Source organism: Paenibacillus sp. O199 (assembly GCF_001636635.1).
In the GTDB taxonomy this organism is placed as follows: domain Bacteria; phylum Bacillota; class Bacilli; order Paenibacillales; family Paenibacillaceae; genus Paenibacillus; species Paenibacillus marchantiae.
This window is the reverse complement of the sequence record NZ_LGRP01000013.1, coordinates 1-12481: the sequence shown is the minus strand read 5'-3', so window position 1 is coordinate 12481 and position 12481 is coordinate 1. Positions and strand designations below refer to the sequence as shown.

The window sequence follows — 12481 nt, the reverse complement described above, 5'->3', positions numbered from 1 at the left end:
CTTTTCCAGGGAGTATCCCTTTGTATAAAAGTTATTTGTCCCTATAGACGACCCTATTCCTCAAAAGGTTGCTGTAATTTTCCATTGTTTTTCTACAAGAAATTCTGTTGGAATATGTGCAAAGTGAATGGACTATTGTAAGGCCTTATGCTTTGTATTATGGTGAGGAAAGATAACCACTGAAGCAAAGGTCTGTGATTTGGGTAAGTACATAACAGTGGAATCAACTATTCGGGTTACAACTTCTTATAATTGCATGTAATTAGAGTGTAAGGTTAATCATTTGAATCAATAAGGAGAGAATGAGACGATGGAACCGACAGCAACGAATGAAGCTTTTTTCTATACAGGTACTTATGCATCAGCAGAACAGCCGGGGATTTTTCTATGTGCGTTAAACAAGGAAACAGGCGAGTTGCGGATTGTAAATCATATGGATGGGGTGGATAATCCATCCTATCTGGCTTTATCTCCGGATGGGAATGGTCTGTACGTGGTAAGTGAGACAGATGAGGGAGAGGTGCTGGTCTATCGCAGGGATGCCGCAACGGGTGAGCTGCACTTGATGGATCGCAAATTGACGAAGGGCGCATCGCCTTGTTATGTATCTGTCACGGAGGATGGCGAGTGGGTGCTGACTTCAAACTACAGCAGCGGCAGTGTGAACGTATTTCCGGTAGGAGATCAAGGCACGCTGGAAGAGATGAGTGCGTTGATTGAGCATACCGGAAGAGGGCAAAATGATGACCGTCAGGAAGGGCCGCACGCCCACTCGATCCAACCAGACCCCTCAGGTCAGTATGCCGTTGTCTGTGATCTGGGTCTGGATCAGATTATTGTGTATCGTCAGGAAGAAGGTCGCCTGGTAACGCATCGTGAGATGAATCAGCCTCCAGGCTCTGGACCGAGACATCTCGTCTTCCACCCAAGCTCGAAATGGGCCTATGTGATTAATGAATTGAGTAACACCGTTACGGCATTCATGTATGATCAACGCAGAGGTGAGTTCACTACGTTGCAGCATATCACCACACTGCCTGAAGGACATTCTGGTGAAGGTACGGGAGCGGATATCCGTGTGTCCCCATGTGGCCGTTTCCTGTATGCTTCCAATCGTGGGGACGACAGCATTGTGCTGTATCACATTGACCAGGAATCCGGTGAGCTGGAGGCTATAGAGTGGACTTCCACTATCGGTCAGACTCCGCGTAACTTCAACCTACTTCCCGGTGGTATTCTGCTGGTGGCCAATCAGGACAGCAACAACCTGGTTGCTTTTCAGATCAATGGTGAAGATGGACGCCTAACACACAACGGATTCAAGCTGGAGATACCCCGCCCAGTGTGTATTGCTCCGGTAGTATAAGGTGGGATGACACAACATTCTTTGTTACGTTCAAATTCCGATCGAGCTTGTGAGAAAGAAGCATCCAAGTCGAAAGATTCATCTTTCGGCTTTTTTCCTTTTTTTCATACATGAAATTACTAAGTTAGACCTATAGATGGAATTATATGTTTAATTTAAAATGAATATATTAAAGCGCTTACATGGATGCGAGATGGCGCTACCAAGGGCATCGGGCTTACCAATTCGATTGGGGAGGCAATGGCTTTATGGGAAAACGATCGTTATGGAAGCGTACATTGCGGACCGCAGGTGTGTCACTGCTGAGTTCTGCGCTACTGGTGACTTCGCTGGGTCTTGGAGACACGTCGGTCACTCATGCTGCGGGTGCCCGTCAGATGGAGTTTCTGGACCGAGGTGTAGTTGCAGTGAAGACAGGCACAGGTGTGTTCGTTAGCTGGCGGCTTCTGGGTACGGAAGGGTCGAATGTATCGTTTAATGTCTATCGGGATGGAACCAAGGTAAACGCATCGCCCATAACGAACAGCACCAACCTCCAGGATACAAGCGGGACAAGCAGTTCCAAATATACGGTTCGAGCCGTAGTCAGTGGAACCGAACAGGCTGCTTCGGCGGCAGCGAGCGTATGGGGAAATAATTATTTGTCTGTACCTCTCAGTGTACCCGCAGGAGGCACAACACCGGATGGTGTAGCCTACACGTACAGTGCCAATGATGCGAGTGCAGGCGATGTGGACGGGGACGGCGAGTATGAACTGATTGTGAAGTGGGACCCGTCCAACTCCAAGGATAATTCCCAAAGCGGCTACACGGGTGAAGTATTTATCGATGCCTACAAATTGAATGGAACGCGCTTATGGCGTATCAGTCTGGGTAAAAATATCCGTGCCGGTGCTCATTACACCCAGTTCATGGTGTACGATCTGGACGGAGATGGCAAGGCCGAAGTGGCGATGAAAACGGCTGATGGTACGAAGGATGGTACGGGAGTAGTCATCGGGGATGCCAGCAAGGATTATCGTAATTCCAGCGGATACGTTCTGTCCGGACCGGAGTTCCTTACGATCTTTAATGGACAGACCGGCAAAGCACTTTCCACGGTGAACTACGAACCAGCGCGCGGTAATGTGTCCGATTGGGGAGACAACTATGGCAACCGGGTCGATCGATTCCTTGCTGCGATTGCGTATTTGGATGGGGAGCGGCCCAGTCTGGTCATGGCGCGTGGATACTACACCCGAACCGTGCTGGTGGCGTACAACTGGCGGGATGGACAATTGACGAAACAATGGACTTTTGATTCCAATACATCAGGTAATTCCGGTTATGCTGGACAAGGTAATCATAATCTGAGTGTGGCGGACGTGGATGGCGATGGCAAAGATGAGATCGTATATGGCGCGATGGCGGTAGATGATAACGGCAAAGGACTCTATACGACAGGGCTTCATCATGGGGATGCAATGCATCTCAGTGATCTGGACCCGGATCGTGCAGGACTTGAAGTATTTCAGGTGCATGAGACAGCATCCAATGCCGGAGTGGAATTCCGTGATGTGCGTACAGGTCAGTTGATCTGGGGCATACCTACGACAAAAGATATTGGACGCGGCATGGCAGCCGATATCGATCCACGTTATAAGGGTGCTGAAGTCTGGGCAGATGGTGGTTTGTATACAGCCAAAGGGCAGAAAATTGGGACAACCCTGCCTTCCTCCACGAATTTTGGTATCTGGTGGGATGGTGACCTGCTCCGCGAATTGCTGGACAGCAACCGAATTGATAAATGGGACTACGCCAATAGCCAAACGGTTAATCTGTTGACGGCATCCGGTGTTTCTTCCAATAATGGAACGAAATCCACACCGAATCTGCAGGCTGACCTGTTCGGCGACTGGAGAGAAGAAGTGGTATGGCGGACCAATGACAGCTCTGCACTGCGTATCTACACGACAACAGCCGTTACGGACAAACGGATCTACACCCTGATGCATGATCCGGTATATCGTCTTGGCGTAGCTTGGCAAAATGTAGCCTATAACCAACCGCCACACACGGGCTTTTATTTGGGAGATAGCATGAGCACGCCTCCCGTACCGAATATCCGGTACGCTGGCAAATAAGGGGGAAAGGGCATGAACTCATGCCAACCCCAGGAATGATGTTACAGCGAATTAAACTTACCGCTGACAAGGGAACAACGGACTTTGGTCCGTTGTTCTTCTTTTTCTGCCATTTACACAGATATTCGGTAGAAATCGGAAAAAAACGTTTGACAGTCATATGTACTGCCCTTATGATACGTATATAACTCACTAAACAGGTAGGAATAATAAAAATGACGATGCTCTATTTGCGGAAGCAGTCATTTACAGTCACATAAGAGATCGTAACGTGAACAGAATAACGTTCTCACCGTATAGACGGAGGAACACCGCAGCGCATCATTTCTGGATGAAGCATACACGGCCTTTGGGCCGGCATGACTTTATGAGGGAGAAGTGCGCGGGGGTTCCTCCGTTTTCTGTTTTTTTTTCGGTGCGTTCCATGCTGTTCAGCCTGTTGAGGTAATCTTGCAGATCCATTCGGGGGGAGTGTTATCTATGAAAAAGAGAATTCATAAGGGTATTCTGGTTGGTCTGGCATTGGTGTTAACAGGGGTACTGGCGGCATGCGGATCGGATAGCGGTGGCACGAATGCGGCAGCAACATCGGGGGGAACGGAAGGTGGCAAAGAAGGGGCAAAAGCGATCGAGCTGCTGAATGTATCCTATGATCCGACACGTGAACTCTATGAGCAATATAACAAGGCATTTGCGGCGTATTGGCTGAAAGAGAAAGGTCAGGAAGTAACGGTTAAGCAGTCTCATGGCGGTTCAGGTAAACAAAGTCGTTCCGTCATTGATGGGCTGGACGCGGATGTGGTTACTCTGGCATTGGGATACGATATCGATGCTATTGAAGATAAAGGTCTGATCAATGCGGGGTGGCAGGACAAATACGAGCACAACAGCTCCCCGTATACGTCAACGATCGTGTTTTTGGTACGCAAAGGCAATCCAAAAGGCATTAAGGACTGGGATGATCTCATCAAGGGAGATACCCAGGTCATTACCCCGAATCCAAAAACGTCCGGCGGGGCACGCTGGAACTATCTGGCGGCATGGGGATATGCGCTCAAACATAACAACAATGATGAAGAGAAGGCCAAAGCATTTGTTGCAGAGCTGTTCAAACATGCACCTGTCCTTGACTCTGGAGCACGTGGAGCGACGACTACGTTTGTAGAGCGCGGTATCGGTGATGTACTGCTTGCATGGGAGAATGAGGCTTTCTTGTCAGTTAAAGAGCTGGGTCCGGACAAATTCGATATTGTGGTGCCTTCGGTCAGTATTTTGGCTGAACCACCTGTAGCGATTGTAGATAAAAATGCAGACAAAAAGGGCAGCCGCGAAGTGGCGGACGCCTATCTGAAATATTTGTACAGCGAAGAGGGGCAGACCATTGCTGCCGAGAACTATTACCGTCCAACCCTGGACAGCGTGAAGGAAAAGTTCAAGGATCAGTTCCCGCAGCTTGAGCTGTTCACATTGGACGATGTATTTGGTACATGGCGCGATACCCAGGCCAAGCACTTTAATGACGGCGGTATCTTTGACCAGATCTATGTTCCGGGCAGCTAATGCATCTGACGTCGATGATGTTGCGTGACCATGTAAGCGGCCAACCAGTCCGACCGACTGAAGGCAGAGAGGATGAACGTGCATGAGCAAGGTGATGGTGGCCCGGAGTCGCACACTGCCGGGATTCGGATTAACGATGGGTTACAGTGTGCTTTACCTGAGCCTGGTTGTACTTATTCCACTCGCAGCGCTCTTGTTTAACTCCACGGGGCTGACCTGGTCCACATTGATTGAGGTGGCGACCAATCCCCGGGTACTGGCTTCTTTCCAGGTGAGTTTTCTGACTGCAGGTGCAGCCGCCCTGATCGATCTGGTTCTCGGGTTGCTCCTGGCTTGGGTACTTGTCCGGTATGAGTTCCCTGGAAAGCGGCTGTTTGATGCCGTTATTGATCTGCCTTTTGCCTTGCCGACAGCAGTGGCGGGGGTTGCCTTAACGGCGCTGTATGCCGGGAATGGCTGGATTGGGCAGTTTGTGGAACCTCTGGGCATCAAGCTGGCCTATTCACAGGCGGGCATTACGCTCGCGCTGATGTTTATTGGGATTCCGTTTGTGGTGCGTACGGTGCAGCCGGTATTGCAGGAATTGGAGACCGAGGTGGAGGAAGCTGCGGCTACGCTCGGAGCGGGAAGATGGCGGATATTCCGAAAGATCCTGCTTCCGGATCTGATCCCGCCGCTGCTGACCGGTTTTGCGTTAGCCTTTGCCCGAGGTATTGGCGAATATGGTTCAGTGGTGTTTATCTCAGGCAATATGCCGATGAAAACGGAGATTGCGCCCCTGCTGATCATGGCGAAGCTGGAGCAGTTCGATTATGCGGGAGCTACGGCGGTAGCCTTGCTGCTGCTGCTGGTCTCTTTTGTCCTGCTCTTGATCATTAATTCACTTCAACGCTGGAGCCGCAAGGCAGGCAGAGCTTAGTAAGCAGTGAACCAACCTAAACCAAAAGGAGGTACAGAATATGGCGGGTTCCGTTCCATTAACGCCTGCTTCCCGTGTAAGAACCGGGCCGGGGCCAAACCGAGCAACGACGGAAGCACCGTGGGTTAAATGGTTGTTGATCGGGTTGGCAAGTCTGGTGCTGCTCTGGCTGCTCATCTTGCCGCTGGTGATCGTGCTGATGGAGGCGTTAAAGCAAGGCTGGGGTGTCTACATCGCCGCGCTTACCGAGCCGGACGCGATGTCGGCATTGAAACTTACGCTGCTGGTTGCCGGAATCACCGTACCGCTCAATACGATATTTGGTGTGGCGGCTGCGTGGGTCATTACTAAGTTCCAATTCAGGGGCAAAGGACTCATGATCACCCTGATCGATCTTCCTTTTTCGATTTCGCCTGTGGTAGGCGGGTTGATCTTTGTCCTCGTCTTTGGGTCGAATGGATGGTTTGGACCTTGGCTGGCCGAGCATGATATCAAAATTATTTTTGCCCTGCCCGGCATTGTCATCGCAACGTTGTTCATTACGTTTCCCTTCGTTGCCAGAGAACTGATTCCGCTAATGGAAGATCAGGGCACGAGGGAAGAAGAAGCGGCGGTTACGCTTGGGGCCTCGGGGTGGCGGATTTTCTGGAATGTGACACTTCCCAACATCAAGTGGGGACTGCTGTATGGCATTATTCTGTGTAATGCGCGGGCGATGGGCGAGTTTGGGGCCGTGTCTGTTGTATCGGGACATATTCGCGGGGAGACTAACACCTTGCCGCTGCATGTCGAGATCCTGTATAACGAATATCAATTCTCCGCTTCGTTTGCCGTCGCCTCCTTGTTGCTGATTTTGGCTCTGGCAACGTTGCTGCTCAAGAGCTGGTTGGGTCATAAAACGATTCCCGAAAAGTGATGTAACACTCCTGTATCCATGCCGATCATCTTGGTTTTGAAGAGGGTTCCGAATGAAAATGGATTTTGTTTAAACTTCATGAAAATTCGGATTGACAGCTACTGGAAGCCCTGCTAATGTATAAACCAAGTATATAGGTTGGATAAGAATGAATTATAAGTCGGGTTGGATGACAGCGCACTTGAGGAATATAGCGGGCAGTAGCCCGAGAAGAGGAGGCGGCTCTATGGCTAAGCCGTTAAAAGTGGATGAGGTATGGATGGATCGAATTGCCGGACAACTGAATGACATGGAGTTTGGCTCATTACACATCGTTGTACACGAAGGCCAGATTGTGCAGATGGAGCGCACCGAACGCAAGCGTTTTGAAAATACGCCCTCCGGCAGCGCCTCCAAATCCGGCAGCACTGCACGAAGCAGCTCACCCCGTTCATTGCGCTCATCGAATGCAAGCGCGAAGGGATAGGCTTCATGTAATCCAGGATTGAATTAGGCATAATGCAAAAAATAGTAGAAACCAAAAAAAGAGAAGCCGCCGATTTTGCGGGCTTCTCTTTTTGGTGTTGAATGAACTGAGTCTGATGATGCAGGCAAACCAAGTTAAAAGAAGGTTTATTTTTCGGAAATGGCTCCGGATGTGCGTGGTTTATAGAGGTTTAGCTCTATATCCAAGTTCTCATCCTCATGTGCTTCTGCAATGCTATTCAATTCCTTATCCGAATCGGTGTGTCCCGCATAGGGGCGATCACTGCGAGAAGGCGTTCCTGTCAGGCTGAAGCCAGAGATGAACAGGATGAGTTGCAATCCCAATGCGTAGGGAGCAGCAGCAAGTCCGATCAGATGAAGCAGCGAGCACATGGCAATTAGAGTAACAAGTGCTTTGGTTACTGTGCCCGATGAACCCTGTCTTGGGCTGGACCAGAGCAGATAACCATAGAACACCGTGATGATCAAGGAAACGAAGCGTATCCATGGCAAAGCATTGAACCATGAATGCCAGAAAGGATACAACAGACCTTGTTGACGAAACACAAAATCAGCGATTAGGTACAGTACAGCTACTACAGCGGTGGGCTCGGCAGCTGGACGAATGACATTCCAGATCGCTCTTCCCCACTGGTCAGGATGTGCGTATCGATTCAATTCATCGGACAATGCTGCGCTCTCTCGTTCCAGAGCCCTGTGCATCAATGCCAGTCGAGCGGGATCAACATCGATAATACAGCTGCGGATCTGATCCTGAAGCTGTGGAGACAGATGCACTGCGGCTCTGCAGGACAGCATGGCCGTTAATAATTCATGATGCTCATGTTCCGTTATAGCAACTTTCCGTTGTTCTTTGGCTGTGAGTTGTCCCAGTAGGGTTGTACTTATGTATAATGTATCTCGTATCGCGTGCATTCGCCTGTCCCGGCTTCGTCTGACCTCAGTGGCTGACCATACGTAGAGTCCAAGCAGCACAGCGATCATTCCGAGTAGTACCGCCACGAAGCCCGGATATGAGAATAGAGCAAGCATCCAGCGTTGAAGCACAATGGTTCCTCCTTTGCAAAAACTGTAGTGTAGCATGAAACACGGTTCACATAAGCTTTCTCTCACTATTACACAGGAATTGCGTGAATTCAAGCAGGAACAGTAGGAATTTACTGTCATAAGAAGGACCACGGCACCCATGCAAAGAAGATGTAATTTCCATGAATTTTTTAATTCTACACATAATTATAGATTTAATAAGAAAGGAGCATGATCTATGGACCAGATCCACATTGAACATACACCGCCCTCAGCAGCAGAATACCTAGCGTTACGGAAAAGCGCAGGTCTTAGTGCGATGAGCAAGGAGGGGGCGGAGATTGGGCTGCCCAATAGTCTTTTTGCCGTATGTCTGCGTGAAGAAAATGAAATTGTAGGCATGGGCCGGGTCATCGGGGACGGTGGTTGCTTCTTTCAGGTGGTGGATATCGCCGTGCGCCCGGACCAGCAGGGAAGAGGGTATGGCAAATTGATCATGAGCGAAATCATGAATTATTTGCGTGAACATGTGCCTGCTCGTGGCTTGGTTAGCCTATTGGCTGACGTTCCTGCCGATCGTCTGTACGCTCAATTCGGCTTCACCTACACCAGTCCGAAATCGGAAGGCATGTGGTGGAGACAAGGGGAATAGCGCGGAAATAAGCTGAGTTAAGCCTGTTTAAATAAAATTAGCCTTATATATGGGAAATAGCCTATCAATACCTCATTCGTGTATCCAACTAATTAAACCTTTGGTTATCCATAGGTTTTTTTGCTTTACATCCATTTATTTACAAGTATAATGTAATTTAAATACAATTTACGATTTACAAAATACGATAATCATAATAAATGCAGAATGGAGGAGACAAAATTGGATAAAGACCAGCGGACTCAATTTAATCGAATGGTGGAACGGTCCATGGAGCAAGCCAGCAGAAACCTATCGGGAACCAAGGGGGTTGTCTCCGTAAGATTAAGTCAGGAAGAGATTGATATTATTGATCAGCTTGTATTTCTTGAACTGGCCAAGAACCGATCTGATGCAACGGCGATGTTAATCAGGGAAGGGATTCGGACTCATCAATCGTTATTGAACGAGATTCAGGAGTATACGGCAGAGCTTGAGCGGGTAAAGGCCAAAATACAACAGTCCATTCGCAATTCAGGTTTGTTGACACGTCTGCAAAGTGAAACTGGAAGTGAGATCGAAGGGAAAGGAGAGAGAGTGAATGAAACAGACGAAAAATGAAATCCATAACGACAGTTACGGATCTGTTCTGCGTCTTCCATCTTTTTGTGTACTTCTTGCAGGCAGGCTGATATCCGGTGCGGGTCAAATTTTATTTTCCATGGCTACGATGTGGTATATTCTTCAACTAACCGAGTCAGCACTCGCAGCAGCACTGATTCCTATGTTGCCATACTTTATCTATGCTTTTTTGGGTATACCACTGGCTACAATCAGTGATCGGCTGCCCAAAAAGCAGCTCTTGATCTGGACAGATGTACTTAGAGCATGCGTGGCCTGTATATTGGCGCTTTTATTCATGAGTGGTCAGATGGTGCCGTGGCATATCTATGCTGCCAATTTGCTCATTGCGATTCTTGGATTTTTGTTCAATCCGGCAACCCAGACCGTCATCCCCGCAATTCTGCCCGACCCGTCGAAGCAGTTAGCACCAGCCAACGCACTTCTAAATTCATCTTCCAAAACAATTGAATTGCTTGGATATGCTGTAGGTGGCATATTGGTGGCGTTCATCTCAGTCCAGTCCATCCTTTTCATCTATGCACTTACCTTTCTGCTATCTGCTCTCTCCATTGTCTTTATTCATATTCCGGTGACCAAAGTGGTCAAACAAAAAGGGATTTCTGGCTTTATGAAGGACAGTTTGCAAGGGATTACCTTTTTGTTCTCGCGTAAAATTCTGGCCAGCTGCATCATTTTTGGTGCCATTATCAACTTTGCTGGCGCGCCTCTGCACATCTTCACTCCGATTTTTGCTGACATGGTTCTTCATGCCGGACCACAAGGCTACGGTCTTCTCCAATCTGCCTTTGCCGCTGGTAGTATTGCAGGCTCTTTGCTCAGCGGGAAATATGCCAAACGGCTTTCGCTTGCTCGATGGTTCCTAATCAGTTATCTCATCTCAGGTGCAAGTTTGCTACTCATGCCTATGTTTCCTAATCTGTATATCGCCATCGCCTGTTCATTCTTGTTAATGCTGGGGCTTGCCCTCGTAAATGTACCTCTGGTGACCTCAATTCTTCTATCCACACCGGAAGAAAAGAGGGGACGTGTCATGAACAGTATGGGGGTCTTAATGAGTGGCATCAGCAATCCGCTGGGTTTATTGCTCGGAGGCTGGCTCATTGAAACGTATAATCCATCCTGGGTGTACATGGGAATCGGCGCATTTGTTATTGTCATGGGACTGGGGAGCATGTTTGTCCGGCCTTTCCGAGAGGAACAGGGGCAACGCTCCAGACAGCAAACGGCATCCGTTTAGCCTATGAGCAGATCATCGTCCTTTTTGGAAGCGGCCCTGTATGGAGGCTGCTATGATGCTTATCTTGCATAACTGGTGGCGAGTAGGATGAAACTTCATAATATTAAAGATTTAGATCATGAAGTTTATTCAGAATGGTTCTGGGCTTACTTATTTTAATAAGGCATGTATATGGGAACGGTGAGGTGAGCTAGCTACATGGTTTACAAGTGAGCACAGACGGTTTAAGATGGCGTGAGCCGTTTAAGGTATATAACAATGGGATTAAGTATTAAAATAACGGTAAGTTGACAAGATGATATCTACTGAAAAGAGGGATTTGATATGAAAGTTGCCATTTTTGGAGCAACCGGAGCGATTGGGAAGACGATACTGTGGGAGTTAATGGACCGCGGACATAAGGTAACGGCGATAGTTCGTGATCCTTCGAAGGTTGAGATGGAGCATGAGCGTTTGCGTGTGGTAGAAGGGGATTTGCTTAACCCGGACCAGGTTGCTGATTTTACAGCAGGACAGGAAGCCGTTGTGAGTGCCTATGGACCGAAGTTTGGTGCGGAGGAAGAGATGTTGGAAGTTACACGTTCACTAATTGAGGGTGTTCGTCGTGGAAAAGCAGGACGTTTGGTTGTCGTGGGTGGAGCAGGAAGCTTGCTTACCGATTCTGGAGAAATGCTGATGGACACACCAGGATTCCCTGAGGAAGTCAAACCATTGGCGAAGGCTCATGTCGATGCGTATAACCTGATTGAAGCATCGGATATTAACTGGACCTACATGAGTCCTGCGGCTACGATCACAACAGGAAGACGGACAGGCCTGTTCCGGGTTGGCATGAATCGTGTAATCACAGATGATCTTGGTGAGAGTTCGATTTCCGTTGGCGATTTTGCAGCGGCTTTGGTGGATGAGCTGGATGATCCGCAATTTATTCAATCCCGGTTTACAGTAGGTTATTAAAAGTTTTAGGTAAGCTAGCAATCTTTCTGTAAATTTCCGAAGAGGCCACCGGGGAGGGATGAACGTTGTTTATCGTAACCGCTGAACAGATGAGAGCTGTGGATGAGCATACGATTCAGAAGCTTGGCATTCCTGCTGCCAGTCTGATGGAGAACGCAGGCAGAGCCATCGCCGAGGAAGTTATCCGGCTGTGCCGGGAAGACGATGTTGACCACCGTTCGAAGCAGTATGGTTACTGGAACAAAAACGGGAAGCGGGCGCACACCGGGCCCGGCGATCGGCCTGCTCATGGTGGCGACATCATCGCCGATCCGGCGCTCGTGATGGAGCAACCCGGTGATCAGCAGTGGTACATGCTGATCGGCAAGGGTAATAATGGCGGCGACGGGCTGGTTGCGGCGCGCCATTTGGTTGAAGCGGGGCTCGGCGTGACTTTGGTTTACGCCGATGCGCCTGATGCGTTGCGGGGCGAAGCCGCAGTGCAGCGGGATGCCGCCGCGCAGCTCGGCATCCCTGCTCTGGTCCACGGGCGCGAAGCCGTGGACTTCAGCAAGTGCACAGGCATCGTGGATGCGCTGCTGGGCACCGGCTCGAGGGGGGCGCCGCGCAGAGCAT

Annotated in this window: 12 protein-coding genes; 11 read left to right on the top strand and 1 reads right to left on the bottom strand. The window is 49.2% G+C overall.

What is annotated here, in order from left to right; translation table 11 throughout:
• Positions 1-310 precede the first annotated feature (310 nt).
• The 6 genes from A6049_RS19095 to A6049_RS19070 all read left to right on the top strand — a co-directional run bounded on the left by A6049_RS19095 (position 311) and on the right by A6049_RS19070 (position 7350).
• Positions 311-1366 (top strand): lactonase family protein, encoded by a 1056-nt coding sequence (locus A6049_RS19095; protein WP_063566193.1) that lies wholly within the window; start codon positions 311-313, stop codon positions 1364-1366.
• A gap of 248 nt (positions 1367-1614) precedes the next feature.
• Positions 1615-3489: a rhamnogalacturonan lyase gene (locus A6049_RS19090; RefSeq protein WP_095206155.1), complete on the top strand. Its 1875-nt coding sequence runs from the start codon at positions 1615-1617 to the stop codon at positions 3487-3489.
• Between the two features lie 480 nt (positions 3490-3969).
• The gene (locus A6049_RS19085) at positions 3970-5049 is read left to right on the top strand and encodes a sulfate ABC transporter substrate-binding protein (protein ID WP_063566192.1); all 1080 of its coding nucleotides are present in this window, start codon (positions 3970-3972) and stop codon (positions 5047-5049) included.
• Between the two features lie 82 nt (positions 5050-5131).
• Positions 5132-5968 (top strand): sulfate ABC transporter permease subunit CysT, encoded by an 837-nt coding sequence (cysT, locus tag A6049_RS19080; protein ID WP_063566191.1) that lies wholly within the window; start codon positions 5132-5134, stop codon positions 5966-5968.
• Positions 5969-6008: 40 nt separating this feature from the next.
• Entirely contained in the window at positions 6009-6884 is an 876-nt protein-coding gene (gene cysW / locus A6049_RS19075; RefSeq protein ID WP_063566190.1) for a sulfate ABC transporter permease subunit CysW, read from the top strand.
• Positions 6885-7110: 226 nt separating this feature from the next.
• On the top strand, positions 7111-7350 hold the full coding sequence (locus A6049_RS19070; protein ID WP_062322628.1) for a YezD family protein: 240 nt from the start codon (positions 7111-7113) through the stop codon (positions 7348-7350).
• 146 nt (positions 7351-7496) lie between these two features.
• On the opposite strand, the gene A6049_RS19065 is transcribed toward A6049_RS19070, so the two are convergent.
• Positions 7497-8417 (bottom strand): hypothetical protein, encoded by a 921-nt coding sequence (locus A6049_RS19065; RefSeq protein WP_063566189.1) that lies wholly within the window; start codon positions 8415-8417, stop codon positions 7497-7499.
• A gap of 217 nt (positions 8418-8634) precedes the next feature.
• Here A6049_RS19065 and A6049_RS19060 point away from each other — a divergent pair, with 217 nt between their 5' ends.
• The 5 genes from A6049_RS19060 to A6049_RS19040 form a co-directional block, all read left to right on the top strand.
• A complete protein-coding gene (locus A6049_RS19060) occupies positions 8635-9048 on the top strand; it encodes a GNAT family N-acetyltransferase (protein WP_063566188.1) in 414 nt (137 codons plus the stop codon).
• A gap of 222 nt (positions 9049-9270) precedes the next feature.
• A complete protein-coding gene (locus tag A6049_RS19055; protein ID WP_063566187.1) occupies positions 9271-9648 on the top strand; it encodes a ribbon-helix-helix domain-containing protein in 378 nt (125 codons plus the stop codon).
• On the top strand, positions 9629-10909 hold the full coding sequence (locus A6049_RS19050) for an MFS transporter (protein WP_063566186.1): 1281 nt from the start codon (positions 9629-9631) through the stop codon (positions 10907-10909). The genes A6049_RS19055 and A6049_RS19050 overlap by 20 nt, the downstream gene beginning before the upstream one ends.
• A 324-nt stretch (positions 10910-11233) precedes the next feature.
• A complete protein-coding gene (locus A6049_RS19045; protein ID WP_063566185.1) occupies positions 11234-11866 on the top strand; it encodes an NAD(P)-dependent oxidoreductase in 633 nt (210 codons plus the stop codon).
• 65 nt (positions 11867-11931) lie between these two features.
• The coding region (locus tag A6049_RS19040) for an NAD(P)H-hydrate epimerase (RefSeq protein WP_275078648.1) at positions 11932-12481 on the top strand (550 nt) is incomplete at its 3' end.